The 20,038-nt window shown below is 50.0% G+C and carries 16 protein-coding genes and 2 tRNA genes; 15 read left to right on the forward strand and 3 right to left on the reverse strand.

Translation table 11 applies throughout. From position 1 onward, the window contains the following. Positions 1-60: 60 nt before the first annotated feature. Complete coding sequence (mgtE, locus tag ACM5Q9_RS04980) at positions 61-1,548, reverse strand: magnesium transporter (RefSeq protein ID WP_418143643.1); 1,488 nt, start codon at positions 1,546-1,548, stop codon at positions 61-63. 3 nt (positions 1,549-1,551) lie between these two features. Beyond that, a complete protein-coding gene (locus ACM5Q9_RS04985) occupies positions 1,552-2,421 on the reverse strand; it encodes an inositol monophosphatase family protein (RefSeq protein WP_418143645.1) in 870 nt (289 codons plus the stop codon). A 107-nt stretch (positions 2,422-2,528) separates the two neighbouring features. Here ACM5Q9_RS04985 and ACM5Q9_RS04990 point away from each other — a divergent pair, with 107 nt between their 5' ends. The 8 genes from ACM5Q9_RS04990 (at position 2,529) to ACM5Q9_RS05025 (ending at position 10,578) form a co-directional block, all read left to right on the forward strand. Further along, a complete protein-coding gene (locus ACM5Q9_RS04990; RefSeq protein ID WP_418143646.1) occupies positions 2,529-4,418 on the forward strand; it encodes an FAD-dependent oxidoreductase in 1,890 nt (629 codons plus the stop codon). A 235-nt stretch (positions 4,419-4,653) separates the two neighbouring features. Further along, positions 4,654-6,786, forward strand: coding sequence for a glycoside hydrolase family 31 protein (locus ACM5Q9_RS04995; RefSeq protein ID WP_418143913.1), 2,133 nt, complete (start codon positions 4,654-4,656; stop codon positions 6,784-6,786). Positions 6,787-6,793: 7 nt separating this feature from the next. Continuing rightward, positions 6,794-7,663, forward strand: a complete 870-nt coding sequence (locus tag ACM5Q9_RS05000) for a polysaccharide deacetylase family protein (RefSeq protein WP_418143914.1) — start codon at positions 6,794-6,796, stop codon at positions 7,661-7,663. 128 nt (positions 7,664-7,791) lie between these two features. Further along, positions 7,792-8,859 carry a methionine ABC transporter ATP-binding protein gene (locus tag ACM5Q9_RS05005; protein WP_418143647.1) on the forward strand — a complete coding sequence of 356 codons (1,068 nt, stop codon included), beginning with the start codon at positions 7,792-7,794 and terminating at the stop codon, positions 8,857-8,859. Further along, positions 8,840-9,493, forward strand: a complete 654-nt coding sequence (locus ACM5Q9_RS05010) for a methionine ABC transporter permease (RefSeq protein ID WP_418143648.1) — start codon at positions 8,840-8,842, stop codon at positions 9,491-9,493. Before ACM5Q9_RS05005 ends, ACM5Q9_RS05010 begins: the two co-directional genes overlap by 20 nt. A 16-nt stretch (positions 9,494-9,509) precedes the next feature. Then, entirely contained in the window at positions 9,510-10,304 is a 795-nt protein-coding gene (locus ACM5Q9_RS05015) for a MetQ/NlpA family ABC transporter substrate-binding protein (protein ID WP_418143649.1), read from the forward strand. 52 nt (positions 10,305-10,356) lie between these two features. Next, a tRNA-Lys gene (locus ACM5Q9_RS05020) sits at positions 10,357-10,432 on the forward strand. A gap of 70 nt (positions 10,433-10,502) precedes the next feature. Next, positions 10,503-10,578, forward strand: a tRNA-Lys gene (locus ACM5Q9_RS05025). Positions 10,579-10,856: 278 nt separating this feature from the next. On the opposite strand, the gene ACM5Q9_RS05030 is transcribed toward ACM5Q9_RS05025, so the two are convergent. Then, complete coding sequence (locus ACM5Q9_RS05030) at positions 10,857-11,561, reverse strand: TetR/AcrR family transcriptional regulator (protein WP_418143650.1); 705 nt, start codon at positions 11,559-11,561, stop codon at positions 10,857-10,859. A 372-nt stretch (positions 11,562-11,933) separates the two neighbouring features. On the opposite strand from ACM5Q9_RS05030, the gene ACM5Q9_RS05035 reads away from it, so the two are divergent. The 7 genes from ACM5Q9_RS05035 to ACM5Q9_RS05065 all read left to right on the forward strand — a co-directional run bounded on the left by ACM5Q9_RS05035 (position 11,934) and on the right by ACM5Q9_RS05065 (position 20,027). Continuing rightward, complete coding sequence (locus tag ACM5Q9_RS05035; protein ID WP_418143651.1) at positions 11,934-13,484, forward strand: ABC transporter substrate-binding protein; 1,551 nt, start codon at positions 11,934-11,936, stop codon at positions 13,482-13,484. 84 nt (positions 13,485-13,568) lie between these two features. After that, the gene (locus ACM5Q9_RS05040) at positions 13,569-14,522 is read left to right on the forward strand and encodes an ABC transporter permease (protein ID WP_418143652.1); all 954 of its coding nucleotides are present in this window, start codon (positions 13,569-13,571) and stop codon (positions 14,520-14,522) included. Positions 14,523-14,533: 11 nt separating this feature from the next. After that, positions 14,534-15,472 (forward strand): ABC transporter permease, encoded by a 939-nt coding sequence (locus ACM5Q9_RS05045; protein WP_418143653.1) that lies wholly within the window; start codon positions 14,534-14,536, stop codon positions 15,470-15,472. A gap of 10 nt (positions 15,473-15,482) precedes the next feature. Continuing rightward, positions 15,483-16,511: an ABC transporter ATP-binding protein gene (locus ACM5Q9_RS05050; protein ID WP_418143654.1), complete on the forward strand. Its 1,029-nt coding sequence runs from the start codon at positions 15,483-15,485 to the stop codon at positions 16,509-16,511. Between the two features lie 47 nt (positions 16,512-16,558). Continuing rightward, positions 16,559-17,548, forward strand: a complete 990-nt coding sequence (locus ACM5Q9_RS05055; protein WP_169295346.1) for an ABC transporter ATP-binding protein — start codon at positions 16,559-16,561, stop codon at positions 17,546-17,548. Between the two features lie 2 nt (positions 17,549-17,550). Then, the gene (locus tag ACM5Q9_RS05060; protein WP_217735374.1) at positions 17,551-18,609 is read left to right on the forward strand and encodes an AbrB family transcriptional regulator; all 1,059 of its coding nucleotides are present in this window, start codon (positions 17,551-17,553) and stop codon (positions 18,607-18,609) included. Positions 18,610-18,623: 14 nt separating this feature from the next. Next, a complete protein-coding gene (locus ACM5Q9_RS05065; protein WP_418143655.1) occupies positions 18,624-20,027 on the forward strand; it encodes an amidase in 1,404 nt (467 codons plus the stop codon). Positions 20,028-20,038: the final 11 nt, after the last annotated feature.

Consider the following 20,038-nt stretch of genomic DNA (forward strand, 5'->3'; position numbering starts at 1 on the left):
TAGCGTGGGAACGAGTAGACTAGCTTGCTGGCCCATTCCGGTGGTTGAGCGAAATAGTACTTATAGCAGGAAGATACTGGCTAATCCCAGAAAGATGAAAAAACCCAGGGAGTCGGTTACAAAAGTTAGCAAGACAGAAGAACCCATGGCTGGATCTTTGCCGAATTTATCCCTGATAATCGGAATAAGTACGCCAAGGGTGGCACCAATCAGCATATTGCTGACCATGGCTGCGGCCATGACAAGGGCGATTTTGAATGAGCCAGAAATGGCCCAGGCAAAGCCGGCAGCCACAAGGCTGCCAATGAAGCCGACCAAAATGGTCACAATACATTCCCGTTTAAGCAGGGCCGTAAAGTTTTTGGAGGTAATGCGTCCGACGGCCAAGGCCCGGATGACCAGCGTCATGGTTTGGTTGCCTGAATTGCCGCCAATCCCCGCAACAATCGACATCAGGAAAGCCAGAATGACAATCTGGCTGACCGTTCCTTCAAACTGTGAGGCGATAACGGCGGCAATAGATGCCGTACATAAATTGATCAGCAACCACGGAGAGCGGTTTTTAAGGGCTTTTATGACCGGGGCGAAAATATCTTCTTCATGCAGACCGGCACGTGATAAATCCTGTTCCTGAGAGTCTTCACGAATCACATCTACCACATCGGCAATGGTGACCCGGCCAATCAGGCGGTTTTGCTTGTCGACAACCGGTGCGGAAACCAGGTCATAGCGTTCAAAGGCAGAGGCTGCCTCGTTGTCGTTATCATTGGGTTTGAGGGAAAGATAGTCGGTTTTCATGACATCTTTCACGACAATTTCAGGATCATTGACCAGTAGTTGGGAAATGCTTAAAACACCCAGGATGCGATCCTGGCGATCCACGACAAAGATCTGGTCGGTATGGTCGGGCAGTTCTTCAAGGCGCCTGAGGTAACGTAAGACCACCTCCAGGCTGACATCTTCCCGTACCCGCACCATTTCGAAATCCATGATGGCACCGACGGAGCCGTCAGGGTAGCCCATGGCCTCGAGCAGTTGTGCCCGTTCTTCACTGGTCAGGCCTTTCTGGACCTCGGCAACAATATCGGCGGGAAGGTCCGGGGCCAGGTCGGCCAGTTCGTCCGCATCAAGATCTTCGGTGGCAGCTAGGAGATCTTCACGGTTCATGGATGAAATCAGGTCTTCACGAACCCAGTCATCCACCTCAAGAAGAATATCCCCATCATACTTGGCATTGACCAGGCCCCAGATCAGGCGGCGCTGTTCGGAAGGCAATGAACCGAGAATAAAGGCAATATCAGCCGGGTGCATCTGGTTAAGCGTGTGTTCCAGCTCAACCTCATGCTGCCGTTTCAGCAGTCCTTCAATAATGGATGCCTGCTCGTCACCTTCCTCTTGCCGGCGTACAAGATTTTCTACCAGGGCATGTTTTTTCAGGAGCTCCTGTATTCTTTCAAGGGCGAGTTGGGCATCTTCGGTGTCCAGCCTTCGGGGAATGTTGACCATAATGGCTTCGGGTGTTTCTGTCTCTTTTGCTTCATTCTTCATGTTTTATTCTTTTTTAAGGGTGGGGGCGGTCAGGTGTGGCTTGAGCATGGCCATGAGTTCGGGAAAAACCTGTCGGTTGGCAGCGGCTACATAGCCTTTGACCGGCCATGGGTCAATTCCGTACATATCTTCGGCTTGTCCGCCTGCTTCACGAACCAGCAGGGTACCGGCCGCAACATCCCAGGGTGCCAGGCCCATTTCCCAGTAAGCATCGAAACGGCCGCAGGCAATCCATGCCAGGTCAAGGGCAGCGGCCCCTAGGCGGCGGATCCCACGGGTGGTGTGTATTGCGGCATCAAAGGTGGGCATGTATTGGTCGGCAAAAGAAAAATCCCGGAACGGGACACCGGTTCCCAGGATAGAGTCGGCCAATGATTGTGACGCAGAACAGTAGATGCGTTCGCCATTAAGACGTGCGCCTTCTTGGTAAATGGCCGTGAACAGTTCTTCCCTGCAAGGATCATACACCACCGCAACGATTGGCGTGTCACGGGTCAGGACCGGAGTACCGGGTTGGAGTTGGGTGCCGGCATGGGCGATCAGCCCCAGTGAAACAGCGTAATGGGGAATTCCGTGCAGGAAATTGGTCGTGCCATCAAGGGGGTCAATATACCAGGTGGCTGCCCCTGTGGGTTTGCCGCCGGTTTCTTCGGCCACAATGCCAAATTCAGGCGTAAGTTTTGTAAGGTGTTCCAGAATGGCTTCTTCTGCTTCGCGGTCGGCTTGGGAAACCAGGTCGTTGCTGGATTTATGATCGATAATCAGATCTGATCTGTTATGGGCGTATGCCTGTAAAATTGCTGCTGCGGCATGTGCTGCGGTAATGCCGGCTTCCAATGCTCTGCTAAAATCCAGATAATTTTTTGTTAACATCGTAATTCGCCCATTCAGTCCTTATAAACAGGAATTATACACAGGAGTAGCACTATGGTCTTTGGCTCCTGAAACTTAAATTTTGATTTGCCCAAACGCTTTCTTTCATGTCCTCCACTTATCCTGTTTTACGTCCTGCCAGTCTTGTCATACAAGCAAATGGCTGCCATTTGCCTGATGCAGATAATCCCGTCTCGGCCACAATGAAAAGTTTTTTCGAGCTTGATGCATGGTATTCAAGTTTCGTGTCACCTTGTTTGCAATGGCAGGGCAAGGCGCGCCACACGATTGCCCTGAACGGTACGCGATTTGCCATGCATCTGGTCTTGTTGCGTAAATACTGGCAACAGGAACCATCACGTTGCAAGCGTTTGCACCTGATTGTGTTTGAAGAGCAGCCACTCTCACGGCAGGATTTCATGCAAATGGGCGCGAGTCTGTTTCCCGAGGGTATGCAAGCGCAAATCAATGAATTGGCCAGTCACTGGCCTTGTGTACTGCCGGGTCTGCATCGGATTGACCTGGACCAGGGAAGCCTGACCATCACGCTGGCGTATGGCGAAAAAAGGCGGATGCTAAAAAACATCCATGCCTCTATTGATACCTATATTCTGGCTGATAATTGCAGTCCTGCCGTGCTGGCACAGGAAAGCTATGGTGACTGGTTGCGTTATGCTTCGCCCCAGGTTTGCGTCATTAGCCGGATGCAGGATGAAGATCTTTTGGGTCAGGCCCTGAAAACAGAAGGTTTGGTGACAGGAAAAACCAAGACCAGCCAGGACGGACGTTATTTGGCCGTGCAGGCGCGCTCTGGCCGGCCAATGCCGGTTTATATGGCCGATCAGGAAAAAACCGCCTTGGTCATCGGGGGAGGCCTTGCCGGATCAGGGGTGGCACATGCTTTGGCCCTTCGTGGCTGGCAGGTCAAGGTGATGGATCTGGCATTTGCCCATGGTAAGTCGGCGGGGCAGCAGGGGCATATTGCCGCTGCACTGACACCGTTGGTTTCGATTGATGATAATTTTCGTTCACGCTTGAGCCGTGCCGGCACTTTACGGGCGCATGCCCGTTGGCATGGGTTTCCGGCATCGGCTATCCCCGCCTGGTGTGGTACCCTCGAATTGAGCCGTAGTAAAGGCCATGCCAAAGATTTGATCGAGGCTGTCAAGGCCCTGCAATTTCCGGAAGCGTGGGTGCGGCATGTCGAACCGGCAGAGGCCTCGGCGTTGGCAGGCATCCCCATAGACAGGGACGGCGCCTATTTCTCGGCCGGAATTCTGGTTAATCCTGAAGGACTGATTCGTAGGTTGCTGGATAATGAAGCAATTGAGTGCATGGCTGCCCGGGTGGCATTCTTGCTGCGTAATGAGCAAACCCGGCAGTGGGAGTTGCTGGGGGCCGATGGCAATGTGCTGGCGCGTGGGCATACGGTTATTGTGGCATGTGGTTTGCAAACCCTTTCGATCCTGAAAGAAAGCGGCCTAATGCAGCAGACACGGCGTTCCGGTGAGGTGGTGCCGGCCATTCCCAAGCTGCATTCGCTTCATCCCATGGGGGGTGAGGTCATGCATGTGCCAGCCGGGCTTGTTAACGGCGGGCCGCGTTGCATCATTGGTGGCGAAGGTTATTTTTTACCGCCGGTTAACAACCTTTGTGTCATGGGCAGTACTTATATGCATAACCAATTGGTGCCCTGTACAAGCAAAAAAGGGCAAGAAGCCATTTTATCCAAAATGCCAGTCATGTTTTCTGCGAATCTTAACCAGGCTGTGCAGAACAATGAAATAAGCGGATGGGCGGGTATGCGTGCGGTTTTGCAGGGGCGCTTGCCGGTGATCGGGCAGCTTGATCATGCCAAAGGAATCTGGATTGCCGCTGCTTATGCTTCCCATGGGCTGACATGGTCCAGCCTTGCAGGAGACGTGATTGCTGCCCGGCTTGAAGGCGAGCCGGTGCCACTGGAACGTGATTTGCTGAAGGCGATTTCCCCCCGTTAATCTTGTCATTTCTTTTGAATTGGCTGCTTTAAAAGGGGAATAAGCCATATTTAGGGTGAATTTTCTGTTAAATCCGTGTTTTGATTTTAATTTTGGTGTAAATGAGTCAAAATAATACGTTTTATAGTGTGGGTATTTTGCGCCACACTAAGTGCAACACTTAAAAAGAACTGACGTGATCCAGCTTGATAATCTAGAATTTGTATCCGCACATTCAGCACATGCCGTTTTTGAAATGGATTCGGGCCTGAGCCTTCGCATAGAGGCACATGCCCCGGGCGTATTTCGTTTGCGATGTGGTCCAGCCGCCAAGTTGGATGATGAAAAAATGAATGCACGGGCACGGGCTCGTCAGGAGCTGCTGCTGGCCAGGCCCGAAGCAATCGGTGAAATGAGCACCGAGGCGCTCTTACCGGAAAGTGGCTGGCGCTTTGTCCAGGGGGATATTACGCTGGAACTGCATGCCAAGCCATTTCGTCTGGCCCTGTTTCGCAATGACCAGCTTCTATTAAGTACCGACAGTCAATTTATCAGCCCTTTTGTGGCCGACGTCCAGAACGGACAGCCAGAAAGCTGGGGCCTCATGCTGAGCCTGCCAGAAAATGCGCCGGTATATGGTTTGGGTGAAACCCTTGGCGACTTCAATCGTCGTGGTCAGGAAGTCGTTTCCGACTTGCCCGGCTTCAACTATTTGCCGTTGGCCTGGAACCCTCAGGGCTGGGGTCTTTATGTCAACTCACTGAATCGTGTCTTGCATGCGCCCGGTACACCCGATGAACCGGATACTTACCAACTGTATGTTGAAGACAGTGTGTTCGACCTGTTTTTGTTTGCCAGTGAACCTGCCGAAATATTCAATCAATATTCCGCATTGGCCGGTCGTGCCGGACAACCTCCGTTATGGGCCATGGGAACCTGGTTAATCCAGCAAACAGGCCAGGATATCAACGAATTAACCAGTTTGGCCAAAGCCCTGCGTGAGGACGGTATTCCGCTAGATGTCTTAAGGCTGGGCAATCCGTCCCTGATACAGTTTCAGCAGGACAAGCAGGCCCTTGAGTGGGATGTTTCACGGCTTGAAGATCCAAGGCGTTATTTTGCCCAACTGGCTGATGACCAGGGACATGCTTGTGTAACGACCTTTCCGGGTGTGCTGGCCCATACCCCCTTGTTTGCCGATCTCGAGGACCGTGGCTGGCTGCTTTGCAATGAAGAAGGGCTGGCGCAGGTGTTTGATGGTGTTCCGGCAACCGGTGGGCAGCCTTTTGGTCTGCTCGACCTGACTTATAAAGACGCCTTCCTTTTCTGGCAGGAACGTCATGCGCAACTTATTGAAGAGGGCGCCAGTGCCATTGAATGCAAACTGCCGATGGAGTTGCCCGATACAATCAGTGCCCGTAACGGAGAATCCGGTCCGCTGTTGCGTACGCTTTACCCGTTGTTGCTGAAAAAAGCCTTGTTTGAAGCGGTGTCATGTAACAAAACACCTGCGGAAGGCGTGGTATTAAGTGACAGCCTTGGCCTGGCGGCCCAGCGAACGCCCTGGAAACAGCTGGAATGCCCTGGCAATGACTGGGATGCCATGCATCAACTACTACGCAGTGCCTTGTCGGTCCAGGCCAGTGGCATAGTGACGCAGGTACATGATATTGGCAATCCTCAAGGGGTGTCGGGTCCTGTCGATCCTGAATGGTATTTGCGTTGTTTGGGACTATCGGTTTTTTCTGCCGGGTTTGCCTTGCATGCCAATCCTGCCTTGTTGCCAACCGCATTCGATGAAAATATCCAGGCAAAAATCAAAACCCTGTTCGAGTTGCGTTATCGGCTGATTCCTTATGTGCTTGGCATCATCGAAGATTCGGTAAGAACAGGCCTGCCGGTGCAGCGCATGATGCCCCTGGCTTTTCCTGATGATGTCCGGGCGCAAGAATACGATACCCAATTCATGTTCGGTCCGGCCTTATTGGTGGCGCCGGTACTTGAGCCAGGGGGTAAGGTTATTGTTTATTTACCCGAAGGCGAGTCCTGGTGGGACCTGAATACCGGCTGGCGTTATGAAGGCGGACAGTCCATCAGTCTTGAATGTGCACTGGATTCTGTGCCGGTTTTCGGGCGTGAAGGACATATGCTGTGCCTTGGCCCTGTGCTTAAACATTTGGGCGAATTCAATACGGCCCGGATACTGGATGAAGTATGGATGTTTGGCATGCCGTTGCATAACCCGGTCGTGATGCGCAATAAAATTCGTGTCATGCAAATGCAAGGGTCCAGTTATATCAAAGGCCTTGAGGGCTTGCGTATTTTGCAATCCGAAGGGCTTGAAGTAAAGCGTCGTGGTGCCGAGGTGCGCATCTCCCGGGAGCGATAAGATGGGTTTGAAAAATGCCGGTTCTGTACCGGTACTGATGTATCACCATATCACGCCGTCTTCGGGACAAATCACCACCAGCCCCGAAAATTTTGACTCACAAATGGCGGCTCTGGCTGCCAATGGCTATACAAGCCTTACTGCAGACCAGTTTGCGGGCTATCTTCGGGGTGAAAAAGTACCTGAAAAATCGGTGCTTATCACGTTTGATGACGGCTATCTGGATAACTGGGTGTATGCCCACCCGGTTTTGCAAAAACATGGCATGCATGCCGTTATGTTTCTGGTGACTGGTTGGGCAGGACAGGGTGGACTTCGTCCTGTCAACGGGTCAGGCAAGCCTTTGCCTGCCTGTCCGTCGCATCATGAATGCATGGAAATTGTCGATGTAGGCAAGGCCCATGAGATTGCCGTTCGCTGGTCCGAAGTGCGTGCCATGGAAGCGGCGGGTACGTTTGAAATTCATTGCCATACCCATACCCATACCCGTTGGGATTTGACGCAGGACGAGGCCGGAAAATGCGCCGGTATCGCTAGCGATTTACAGCAATCAAGAGCAGCCCTGCTTGAACAGTTGAACAAGAACACCCCGCATTTATGCTGGCCACAGGGCTATTTTGACGATGATTATATTCAGGCCGCCAAGGCGTTGGACTTTACCGTCTTTTATACCACTGATGCCTACGGTTTCAATGTGGCTGGCGGCAATCCGCAATATGTTTACCGGATTGCGGTTAGAAACAGGTCCGGTTCTTGGTTGATGCACAGAATTGGCATTGCCAGGAATCCGTATTGGGGCCCTTTGTATAATCGCTGGAAAAAATTCCGCAAGCAATGTCGCAGGGCCAGGGAAGCCAGGCTTGCTAACAAGGCATAAGCATCATTTTCCGCATTACCTGTTTTACATATAAGTAAAGAAAAGTAAGCTCTATATTACCAAAAGAAATATAGAGCTTACTATAATTTTGTTTGCCAAAACCGGCAAGCAGATCACAATATCGCATCATGATTCATATTAAAGATTTAAGAAAAACATATAAAACGCCCAAAGGGCTTTTTGAAGCCATAAAAAAAATAGACCTGCAGATAGAGCAGGGTGAAATTTTTGGGATTATTGGCCCCAGTGGGGCTGGTAAAAGTACACTGGTGCAGTGTATCAATTTACTGGAAAAGCCGGATTCCGGCTCTATTACCCTTAACGGACAAGTGTTGACCGGGTTGTCGGAAATCGAGTTGCGTGCACAACGCCGGCGAATTGGCATGGTGTTTCAAAGCTTCAATTTATTGTCACGTCGCACGGTTTTTAATAATGTGGCCCTGCCACTTGAAATTGCCGGTGTCAATAAGGAAGAAATCAAAAGCAGGGTAGATGAGTTGTTGAATCTGGTGGGCTTGTCTCATTTAAGCGACCGCTACCCGGCGCAGATTAGCGGAGGACAAAAGCAGCGGGTGGGGATTGCCCGTGCGCTGGCTTGCCATCCTGATGTCCTGTTAAGTGATGAGGCTACTTCTGCTTTGGACCCTGAAACAACGGCGAACATCCTGGACTTGTTGCGTGATATTAACCGCAAGACAGGCATTACGATTGTCATGATCACGCACCAGATGGAAGTGGTCAAGCAAATCTGTGATCGGGTGGCGGTATTAAGCCATGGGGCCGTTGTTGAAGTGGGGGCGACCGCCGATGTTTTTGCCAACCCCCAACATGACGTTACCCGCGCCATGGTATCTGCCGCAACAGAATCTACCTTGTCTGAAGACTCGCAGGAGATTCTGGTGGGACGCCTGAAACAATGGGTTCAGGAAAATCCGGGGCAGGATGCCGCTATTTGGGAGTTGCATTTGCATGACTCCCGGGTATCGACCGGCTTGTTTTCCGGTAAGGCCAAGGATTTGGGCGTCAGCCTTTCCTTGCTGCAGGCCAAGGTGGAAGATATCAAAGGGGTCGCTGTCGGTAAATTATATGTTCAGGTACAGGGTAGTGCGCAAGCGATCCTGAATGCCCGGCAGGCCTTGAACAACGAGGCCGGTGTTCAAATACAAGAGGTGGTGTATGAATCCGCAAATGGTTAATTTATTAATTGATGCCACACTCGAAACCCTGCTCATGGTTGGGGTTTCGGGGCTGGCGGCACTTTTTTTGGGTGTTCCCCTTGGTGTTGCCCTGATTGTCACCGACAAAGGTGGCTTGCTGCAAAACATGGCGGTTAACCGGGTATTGGGGGCAGTTATCAATGCAACCCGTTCGGTGCCCTTTATTATTTTGATGGTGGCGATTATTCCGCTTACCCGCCTGATTGCCGGTACATCGATTGGCACCGCAGCGGCGATTGTGCCCCTGGCCATTGCGGCCATTCCATTCATGGCCCGGGTGGCTGAAACCGCCATGCGTGAAGTTGACCGTGGCCTGATTACCGCTGCCAAGGCGATGGGGGCATCACCCATGCAAATTATTGTCAAGGTTTTATTGCCTGAGGCTTTGCCCGGACTGATTTCAGCCATGGTTATTACCCTGGTCAGCCTGATTGGTTATTCGGCCATGGCCGGTGCCATTGGTGGTGGTGGCCTGGGAGATCTGGGTATCCGGTATGGTTACCAGCGTTTCTTGCCTGAAGTCATGCTGATCGTGGTGGTGGTATTAATTGTTATGGTCCAGTTGATCCAAAGTGTGGGTGACTGGATATCCCGACGTTTGTCACATAAATAATCCTGAAGGATTCGAAATGAAAAAAACATTTGTTCGTCATGTCTTGGCCTTGGCATTAGGTGCAGGTCTTGTCTCAACCTCATTGGCCGCTGATAAAACACTGAAAGTGGGGGTGACAGCCGGCCCACACGCGCAGATTATGGAAGTGGTGAAGGAAGAAGCAGCCAAAAAAGGTTATAACATTGAAATCATTGAGTTCTCCGACTACGTGCAGCCTAATGTGGCCTTGGCGGCGGGCGACCTGGATGCCAATAGCTACCAACACTTGCCCTATCTGGAAAACGCAAACGCTGATCGCAATTACGGTATAGTCAGCCTGGCCAAAACGGTTGTTTTCCCAATTGGCATTTACAGTAAAAAAATCAAAAACCTGAGTGAAGTTCAGGAAGGTTCACGTTTCGCCCTGCCCAATGATCCTACCAATGGCGGACGTGCCCTGTTGTTGCTTGAGTCGCAAGGCTTGATCAAACTTGATCCTAAAGCGGGTATCAAGGCAACCCCGATTGATATAATTGAAAATCCTAAAAAACTGCGTTTCATCGAATTGGACGCCGCCCAGTTGCCACGTTCCCTGGATGATGTTGATTTTGCCGCCGTAAATACCAATTTTGCGATTGAAGCAGGCCTGACCCCCAAGAAAGATGCCATCGTATTGGAAGACGGTAATTCACCCTATGCCAATATCATTGCCGTCCGTGAAAAAGACCAGGATCGTGCCGACCTGAAGGAGTTCGTGCAGATTTATCAGTCACAGCCGGTAAAGGATTTTGTTGTGAAAAAGTACCAAGACTCTATTTTAGTTGCTTGGTAATAAAAAAATATTGACAGGCTGGAGCATATCAGTCATAATTTTATTCTTTCAGGGGCTGGTAGCTCAGTTGGTAGAGCAGCGGACTTTTAATCCGTTGGTCCCGGGTTCGAGTCCCGGCCAGCCCACCACCTGAAAGTTAAAGCTCATAATTTGTAGTTCATATTATTAGCCGCTTTATCCAAGCGGCTTTTTCATTCAGGGCTGGTAGCTCAGTTGGTAGAGCAGCGGACTTTTAATCCGTTGGTCCCGGGTTCGAGTCCCGGCCAGCCCACCAAAATTATTTTGCTTAATAAAATAAGTCGCTAACAAAAGTTAAGCGGCTTTTTTTTTGCATAAAAAATATGCGCTATGCTTTATGTGCTGAATTAAAAATTTAGGATTTTAAGGATGTGCGTGTGGCATAAGATTGTTAGCTACAAGGGGTCGGGTGGTGGGTTATTACTCTGTCTGTTCAGGGTTTTAGTCTCTGCTGACCCGCCACAAAAATCATTAAATAATGCCCTGCATAATCTACATGCGGGGCATTTTTTTATTGCCTGTTGATTTGGTGGATTAATCGTGCTCAGCAGCTAAATTTATTCCTGTGGTAGGTGCGCCAATTCCGCCTAGTATATTAGAGGCGATCGTTTGAATAATGGCTTCCTGGTTTTCCAGATTTATCCATGTGATATCTGGGTTGAGCATTTTTAATCGTGTGGGTCCTGGTTCAATGTTACTCAATAGATGGAGCAAGGCGCCTCTCGCAAACTCATAACGCCATGCTATTTCGCCAATGCTTAAGTGTGGCAGGGTTCTTTTGAGTTCATCAATGATTAGTTTGGCGTACTGATGAAAGTTTTCATAAACAAACATGGCATAAGGGCTTAAGGGATTTGTTTGTAAGTAGTGCTCAACCCGGATGAAAAGACGGCTTTGATCCGTGCCTTTTTCGGATTTGACCAATGGCCTGATCATGACATCCAGAATAACGGGTAATGGAAGCGGTGTTGAACCATATTGTTTTTTTGCCTGCAAAATCATTTCTTTTCTAGCTATGTTGGTGGGTCCCAAGATGGCTAGCAAGGCTTCGTTGATGAGGCCATCTTTAGAGCCGAAATGATAATTTATGGATGCAACGTTGGCGTTGCTATTTTCTGCAATATCCCTGACGGTTACCCCCTCTGGGCCCTTAGAGGCCAATAATATTTTTGCACTTTCCAAAATCCGTTCTTTAGTATTTTGGGTGATGCTATTTTGGTTTTTTAGTTCAAGTTTCATCTCTACTCCTTTTATTTAAAATAAACAATTGTTTAAATATTTTGTTTATTTTAACATTAAAAATATAATAAAAGCACCATAATGGTGATTTTATTTGCACCAAAATAAATCAATTTGCACCAACTTGATTAAAATTTATCTTTTAAAAACAACATATTATAAATTTTATTGAAAGATTGAATTTTATATTGACCTCCTGATTTTCAAACAATAGAATTAAACAAATGTTTATATTTTTGTTTTTTTTAGGTGTTGCCTGTCAAGAAATTGACGCGGTAATTTTTTTCAGGAGTACTTATGATTCGTCCGTTTTCTAATAGAGCTATTCGTTATAAATCCATGGTTTCAGTGTTGATATCCGTTGGATTTATGATGTCACCGGGTTTATCTCATGCGGAAACTGCTTTGCGCATTGCGACAACGATGGCTGATATTCCGCTAACAACCGGACAGCCCAGTCAAGGGGCCGAGGGGCAGCGCTTTATTGGCAATACCTTGTATGATGGTTTGGTGGGATGGGACCTGAGTAAGGCCGATGAGCCTGCTGTCCTGGTGCCCGGACTGGCGACAGACTGGTCGATTGATGATGACACCAAAACCCGCTGGACATTTAAATTGCGTGATGGTGTCAAGTTTCATGATGGATCCGATTTCACCGCGCAGGCTGTGGTATGGAACCTGGACAAGCTGTTGAACTCATCCTCACCACAATTTGACCAAGCCCAGGCTGCCCAGGCAGCAACTTATGTTGCGCCCATCAAGTCATACAAGCTCATTGATGATAAAACGGTTGAAATTGAAACTAAAGAGCCTGATGCCGTATTACCGTATTTACTTTCGCAAGTCTATATGTCCAGTCCTGCTCGTTGGAACGAGGTAGGTGGAAGCTGGGCGGAATTTGCCAAGAAGCCATCAGGTACCGGTCCATGGATGCTTGAAAAACTGGTTCCCCGCGAACGGGCTGAACTGGTTAAAAACCCCAATTATTGGAATGAAGCGCGTATTCCCAAATCAGACCGGCTTGTCATGTTCACCATGCCGGATCCAACCACACGGGTTGCCGCTTTGTTGTCCGGCAAGGTTGACTGGGTGGAAGCACCGCCTCCCGATACGGTGCCTCGTCTTGAAAAACAGGGTATGAAGATCGTGAAAAACATTTATCCGCATGTTTGGCCTTACCAGCTGAGTCATTTGGATAACTCTCCCTTTGCCGATATCAATGTACGCAAAGCAGCCAACCTGGCGATTGACCGGGAGGGGTTGGCGAGTTTTCTGGGTGGGTTGGCCCAGCCCGCTACAGGTATGGTTTATGAAGGCCATCCATGGTATGGCAATCCGACGTTCAAGATCAAGTATGACCCCGAGGAAGCCAAACGATTGCTTGCCGCTTCGGGTTATGGCCCCAAGAATCCGGTCAAGGTAAAAGTGGCCATTTCTACCGCAGGATCCGGTCAGATGCAGCCTTTGCCGATGAATGAATTCATTCAGGCCAACTGGAAGGATGTGGGTATTGATGCCGAGTTTGAGGTGATGGAGTGGGAGTCTTTGCGCGCGCACCGTCGTGCGGGAGCCGCCGCCAAGGAAAATGAAGGCATACATACCATTAACAATAGCTGGGGATTCTGGGATCCGGATATTGCTTTATTGAATACATCCTGGTCTGCCAAACCCCCTCCAGGTGGCTATAACTGGGGTCTGTTCCAAAGGGCTAATACGGATGAATTGGCCGCAAAAGCCAAGGCCGAGTTTGATCCCGCCAAGCAGGATGAGTTGCTGGCCAAGTTGCATGCTGCCATCGTTGACGAAGCGATGTGGGTCTGGGTTGTTCATGACTTGAACCCTCGGGCGCTCTCGCCCAAGGTGAAAGGTTTTGTACAGGCACAAAGCTGGTTCCAGGACTTGAGCCCGGTCTACGTTGAGTAAGTTTGTGACAGATTTTTCCGGGGGAGATAACCCTACCCCGGAAAACCTGATTTTGAATTCGGATTTTCAAAAAAGAGGTGAGGTATGTGGCGCTATCTACTGAGTCGTTTGTTTTATTTCGTGCCTATAGCAATTGGTGTTTCCCTGGTTTGTTTCGCCTTGGTGCATGTTGCTCCGGGTGATCCTATTGATGCCATTTTGCCTGACAACGCCACACCGGAACTGGTTGAACAGGTCAAGGCTGAGTACGGCTTTGATAAACCATTGCCAATGCAATATTTGATTTGGGTCGGCAATGTCATGACAGGAGACTTTGGCCGTTCCATCACCACGAATCGACCAGTACTTCAGGAGCTGATGCCCGCCATGTTCAACTCTTTGGTATTGGCGGTGGTGGCCATCTTTTTGGCCATGGTTGCCGGTGTATTGCTGGGCTGGATTGCCGGAAAAACCCAAAATCGTTTGCTTGACCGGTTTGTAAGCAGTATTGCGATTACCGGTGTTTCAGTACCCCATTACTGGCTTGGCATGGTGCTGATTATTTTCTTTTCCGTTGAGCTTGGCTGGTTACCTTCAGTGGGGATGGGATCGGGCGGATCTACAGAGTTCAATTTCAGTATGGATAGCTTTGCTCACATGATTCTTCCGGTGATTACGTTAACGGTTATTCCTACCGGCATTATCGCCCGTTCTGTCAGGGCAGCGGTTTCCGAGGTGTATCAGAAAGAATTCGTGCAGGCATTGTATGCCAAAGGTTTGAATCAACGTCGCATCATTTTGCATGTGGCCAAGAACGTGGCTCCCGTCGTGATGTCGATTATGGGCTTGCAGTTTGCGCAGTTAATGGGTGGTTCCATTCTGGTTGAGACCGTCTTTTCATGGCCGGGAACTGGATTCTTGCTCAATTCGGCCATTTTCACCAGGGATCTTCCTGTTCTGCAAGGAACGATACTGGTGCTGTCCATGTTTTTTGTAGTGGTTAATCTGCTGGTCGATCTGCTTCAGATGTCAGTAGATCCACGTGTTAAACGTAAATGAGAGGAGTGGTAATGATGAGCCAATCTATTCCATTGAATTCTGTCGCCGAACCGGCGACCAGCAGTTCGACGATTGCCAGTCCCAAGGTACCACGCAGTCCAAAAAAAGTATCACGCAGCTTCTGGGTGTCCACCCTGCGTCGCCTGAAACGGGATCCGGTGGCAATGGTCTGTGCCTTCATCCTGCTCGTATTGGTGGCACTTGCCATATTTGCGCCCTGGTTGGGACTGGATGATCCCAACAAGATGAGCATTGTAAAAAGGCTTAAACCCATCGGTACACCAGGCCATTTGCTGGGAACCGATGAGCTGGGCAGGGATATGCTTTCCCGGCTCATCTATGGTGCCCGTCTTTCCCTGTTTACGGGATTTGCACCCGTCGTGATTGCAACGCTTATTGGTGGAATGATCGGCATGATTGCGGGCTTTGCGGGTGGGCGCGTGAATATGATCATCATGCGTACGGTAGATGTTTTTTATGCCTTCCCTTCTGTTTTGCTTGCCGTGGCTATTTCCACCATCATGGGGGCCGGTATTCTGAACACGCTGGTTGCGCTGACACTGGTCTTCATTCCTTCCATCGCCAGGGTATCTGAAAGTGTGACTACGCAGATCCGCAATCAGGATTTTGTCGAGGCGGCAAGAGCGACTGGAGCACGTGGCTGGATGATCATGCGTCATCATGTATTGAATAACGTGACCGGGCCGGTCCTGATTTATGCATCAAGCCTGATCAGCGTCAGCATTGTGATGGCCTCCGGTTTGAGTTTCCTGGGGTTGGGTGTGAGTCCGCCCGATGCGGAATGGGGCTTAATGCTCAATACGCTCAGGTCTTCAATTTATGTGGCACCGATGCAGGCCATTCTTCCCGGCATCATGATTTTCGTGACGTCAATGTGTTTCAACTTGTTGAGTGACGGTTTACGTAGCGCAATGGATGTCAAGGCATAAGGAATTAACCATGAATACGATGCTGGATTATGAATATTTGGTTGACAAGGATGATCGTGGCGGGCCCGCCCAGCCATTGCTGATTGTCAATGAGTTGAAGAAATACTTTCCGATTGGTGGTCGCACGGAGTCGGGTGAGCCACAAGTTATTCATGCTGTTGATGGTGTGAGTTTCAAGGTGGCCAAAGGTGAGACGCTCGGTATCGTTGGCGAGTCCGGTTGCGGCAAATCCACGACAGCCCGCTTGCTGATGCATCTGATGAACCCGGATGACGGCGAAGTGATCTTTGATGGTGAGGAGGTGGGGGCTCCCAGCGGGATCAGTGTCCGGGAAATGCGCAAGCATGTACAAATGGTTTTTCAGGACAGCTATGCATCCCTGAATCCGCGCTTGACCATTCGGGACAGTATCGCTTTTGGTCCACAGGTCATGGGTGTATCTGCCGCAGAAGCCAAAAAAAGAGCCAGCTCAGTGCTCAAACTGGTGGGGCTGGCACCTGAAATGTTTGCCGAACGGTATCCCCATGAGCTATCAGGCGGACAGCGCCAGCGCGTCAATATTGCACGGGCATTGGCCATGGGACCACGGCTGCTCATATTGGACGAGTCTGTGTCTGCGCTGGATAAATCCGTGGAGGCACAGGTACTGAATCTGTTGCAGTCATTGAAAGAAACGCTTGGCCTGACTTATCTGTTCATTTCCCATGATTTGAATGTCATTCAGTTTTTAAGTGACCGGGTCATGGTGATGTATTTGGGGCAGGTGGTGGAAGCGGGGCCGGTTGATGAGATTTATAACACGCCACGTCATCCCTATACGGCAGCCTTGTTGTCATCCAGGCCATCCATGGATCCCCAAAAACGGGTCGTGGATCCTCCGTTAAGCGGAGATCCACCCAATCCCATTAATCCGCCCAAAGGATGTCGATTCCGTGCACGTTGCAATAAGGCGCAATTGTTATGTGAGCATGTTTCACCTGTGTTGTCCGCAGAGTCCAGTACATCCGCTCACCAGGTGGCTTGTCACTTCCCTTTGTGATCAGTCGTTATTGAATAAACCGTATTAACAAAATTAAGGGGTATTACATGAGTCATCAGCCACTGGTAAAAGTGCAGGATTTGCACGTTAGATTTGTATCTCATGAAACCGATGTTTCTGTTGTAAACGGCGTATCTTTTGATTTGAAGGCAGGTGAAGTGCTGTGTCTGCTGGGTGAATCCGGTTCAGGCAAATCCGTCACCATGCGTTCCCTGATGCGCTTATTGCCACGATCAGCCCAATTGCAGGGCGAAGTCACGATTGACGGTATTGATGTTGTCAACCTGCCGGACGATCAACTGCATACGATCCGTGGCTCTGTTATTTCAATGATTTTTCAGGAGCCGTTGACGGCATTTGATCCCGTTTTTACGATCGGGCAGCAGATTTCTGAGGCCATTCAGATCAATTTTGGCGTTGATAAGGTAGAGGCCAGAAGCAGGGCACTTGAGCTGCTGGAACTGGTGCAAATTCCTTCCGCCGCCAGAAGGCTGGATGCGTATCCGCATGAGTTGTCCGGTGGTTTACGTCAGCGTGCGATGATTGCCCTGGCTTTATCGTGTCGGCCCAAGCTGTTGCTGGCCGATGAGCCTACTACCGCACTGGATGCGACCGTACAGATCCAGGTCTTGCTCTTGCTGCGTGAGTTGCAACAGAAAATGGGTATGGCAACCATTTTTGTAACCCACGACTTGGGCGTTGCCTGCGAGGTGGCTGACAAGATAGCTGTTATGTATGGTGGTCGTTTCGTGGAAACGGGTAGCGTCGAGGACGTCTTGCTTAACCCGCAACATCCTTACACCAAAGGGCTGATGCGCTCGACCGTTCATGGTGGAAAACGTGGGGAACTGCTCAAGCCTATCGAAGGCTCACCGCCGGACTTATCCGATTTGCCGCCCGGATGCAGTTTTGCACCCCGTTGCACGCAAGCGCAAGCAGCCTGTAGTGCGCGGATACCTGACATGGTTCAGGTAGGGTCACAGCATTTTTCCCGTTGTATCCATTCATCCCAAATGCTTGCTGAAGAAACGGTGTGAATATGATATCCCAGTCTCCTGTCCCTCTCATACTGGCTTATCCATTGGCCATTGTATCCGGTTATGTTTTTTATCGTGTTGGTGTGCCTTTGCCATGGATGGTGGGGTCCATTTTCTGTATCGCGGGATTATCCATTTTTGTCGGACCTGTGCGGGTTTGGTCCTGGGGGCGACGGTTGGGACTGGGGATTGTCGGGACCTGTCTTGGGCTTTATTTTACGCCCAGCGCCCTTGAACGGCTATTGGATAACATGGGCTGGATTCTTTTGGCTGTTGTGATCAGTTATTTGTTTGCTGCAGCCGCATCTCTTTTGCTGGCAAAGATGGCCAAACTGGATCGAAGCACCGCTTTCCTGTCAAGCATACCGGGTGGTGCCGCAGAAATGAGCATGCTTGGACAGCGCTTTGGCGCCATCCCGGAAGTGATCGCTGTTTCGCAACTTTTGCGGATTGTGTTGCTGGTGTCGGTCTTGCCGTCCTTGTTGCTGGTTGATGGTTCGGTGGTCGTGAAATCTGCACATATTGTGACAGGCAAGGAATGGTTTGTTCTGGGCCTGCTGTTGTGCAGTTCGATTCTGGTTACTGCCTGGCTGGCAAGAATGGGCATGATGAATGCGTGGTTGCTCGTGCCCTTGGCCATTGGCATGGTGGTTTCTGTCTCCGGGCTTTATACATCGCCACCTCCCGGATTTCTGACGGCCGTGGCCCAGGTATTAATTGGCGTTCACATGGGGGCGATGTTCAGGCGAGACTCTTTGTTAATGGTTCGTCGGACACTGCCGAACTTGTTGCTCAATGTTTTTCTTATTACCGGTATGTGTGCATTGATCGGTGCCGCGATTGCTTTGGGTACCGGTACCACGGTTCCGACCATGATTCTGGCAACAGCGCCCGGTGGTATTGCCGACATGAGTCTTTCGGCCAAAACCCTGGGTCTGGATGTGCCCACAGTTGTGGGTTTTCATGTGGTGCGGGTCTTTGTCTTTCTTTCCATTACCCCTTATCTCTTCTTTTTTCTACAACGACTTGGGGTGCTTAAGCTAGTACCCTCAGGGCGATAACTTTGGAGTTATATATGAGCACGGAACTTTTAAATCTTACCGCTGGTGAAGCAAGCAAAATGCTTGCGGCGAAAAAAGTGTCGCCAGTCGAATTATTGGATGCCTTTCTTGGAAGAATCGATGAGGTCGATGAGAAGATTCACAGTTATATTCTGGTGACAGCGGAGCAGGCACGTGAGCATGCCCAGACAGCGGAAAAAGAGATTCTTGCGGGTGACTATAAAGGTCTTTTGCATGGTATCCCCTATGCGGTCAAGGACAACTATTTTACGAAAGGCATCCGGACATGTGTGGCTTCAAGGGTTTTGATGGATCATGTGCCAGATTTCGATTCAACCGTTATTGGCAAGCTGGATCAGGCTGGTGCCGTGATGTTGGGCAAACTGAATACCTGGGAGTATGGTACGGGAACCGGTTCCGTGCATTTTGACTTGCCCTTTGAGCCGGCACGTAACCCCTGGAATACAGACTACATCACGGGCGGCTCATCCAGCGGTTCAGGTGCTTCAGTGGCCGGCCGCACAGCCATGGTATCAATGGGATCGGATACGGGGGGGTCTGTACGTTTGCCTGCGGCAGCCTGCGGATTGCAGGGCCTGAAGCCGACCTATGGTCGTATTAGCAAGTATGGAATATTGCCTAACTGCTGGTCGCTTGATGTGGCCGGACCTTTGTGCTGGACAGTCGAGGACTGTGCGATCATGCTGCAGGCGGTTGCTGGCTATGATCCCAAGGATTCTGCATCTCTGGACGTAGCTGTGCCTGATTATATGGCAGAACTGGGCAAAGGCGTCAAAGGCCTGAAAATAGCCTACGTCAGTGATCTGGGTAACAGTAATGACTTGTTGGATATGGCCAACCGCGTGGCATTTGAACACATGATTCAGGTGTTGCGTAGCGAAGGTGCTGAATTGGTAGAAGTGAAATTGCCAACCTCGTTATCTGACTATCGTGATGCCAATGGCATTATCGGGCAGGTAGAGTCTTACTCTTTGCATGAGAAAGAGTTTCTGCAAAGTGCCCATTTGATGGGTCAGGCACTTCGTGACAAATTGACCAGTGGCTTCATGTACCGTGCCGTCGATTATGTGAATGCACAAAGAAGAAGAAAAGCATTGGCTATGGCGACCGATGAACTTATCCAAAACTATGATGCATTGATCATGCCATGTGCATTACATACGGCACCTAAATATGGTAACGATGCACATGTCAAGGCTTTTACGACCGATACGGCTTGCCCTGTTTTCAATATTTCAGGTCATCCTGCCATGAGTATTTGTACCGGATTTGATGGAAATGGATTGCCAACCAACGCGCAGATTGTTGGTAAGTGGTTGGATGAAGCCATGGTTTTGCGTGTTGGCCATGCTTTTGAACGCGCGACGGACTTTCGTAAAACACGTCCAGCGCTTTGATCTTAAATGAA

Origin of the sequence: Advenella sp. RU8, from assembly GCF_048381675.1 — a bacterium.
In the GTDB taxonomy this organism is placed as follows: Bacteria; Pseudomonadota; Gammaproteobacteria; order Burkholderiales; family Burkholderiaceae_B; genus Advenella.

Coding starts and splice junctions, on each gene's coding strand:
- mgtE (WP_418143643.1), bottom strand. CDS start 1,548: ATGAAGAATGAAGCAAAAGAGACAGAAACACCCGAAGCCATTATGGTC.
- ACM5Q9_RS04985 (WP_418143645.1), bottom strand. CDS start 2,421: ATGTTAACAAAAAATTATCTGGATTTTAGCAGAGCATTGGAAGCCGGC.
- ACM5Q9_RS04990 (WP_418143646.1), top strand. CDS start 2,529: ATGTCCTCCACTTATCCTGTTTTACGTCCTGCCAGTCTTGTCATACAA.
- ACM5Q9_RS04995 (WP_418143913.1), top strand. CDS start 4,654: ATGGATTCGGGCCTGAGCCTTCGCATAGAGGCACATGCCCCGGGCGTA.
- ACM5Q9_RS05005 (WP_418143647.1), top strand. CDS start 7,792: ATGATTCATATTAAAGATTTAAGAAAAACATATAAAACGCCCAAAGGG.
- ACM5Q9_RS05010 (WP_418143648.1), top strand. CDS start 8,840: ATGAATCCGCAAATGGTTAATTTATTAATTGATGCCACACTCGAAACC.
- ACM5Q9_RS05015 (WP_418143649.1), top strand. CDS start 9,510: ATGAAAAAAACATTTGTTCGTCATGTCTTGGCCTTGGCATTAGGTGCA.
- ACM5Q9_RS05030 (WP_418143650.1), bottom strand. CDS start 11,561: ATGAAACTTGAACTAAAAAACCAAAATAGCATCACCCAAAATACTAAA.
- ACM5Q9_RS05035 (WP_418143651.1), top strand. CDS start 11,934: ATGTCACCGGGTTTATCTCATGCGGAAACTGCTTTGCGCATTGCGACA.
- ACM5Q9_RS05040 (WP_418143652.1), top strand. CDS start 13,569: ATGTGGCGCTATCTACTGAGTCGTTTGTTTTATTTCGTGCCTATAGCA.
- ACM5Q9_RS05045 (WP_418143653.1), top strand. CDS start 14,534: ATGATGAGCCAATCTATTCCATTGAATTCTGTCGCCGAACCGGCGACC.
- ACM5Q9_RS05050 (WP_418143654.1), top strand. CDS start 15,483: ATGAATACGATGCTGGATTATGAATATTTGGTTGACAAGGATGATCGT.
- ACM5Q9_RS05055 (WP_169295346.1), top strand. CDS start 16,559: ATGAGTCATCAGCCACTGGTAAAAGTGCAGGATTTGCACGTTAGATTT.
- ACM5Q9_RS05060 (WP_217735374.1), top strand. CDS start 17,551: ATGATATCCCAGTCTCCTGTCCCTCTCATACTGGCTTATCCATTGGCC.
- ACM5Q9_RS05065 (WP_418143655.1), top strand. CDS start 18,624: ATGAGCACGGAACTTTTAAATCTTACCGCTGGTGAAGCAAGCAAAATG.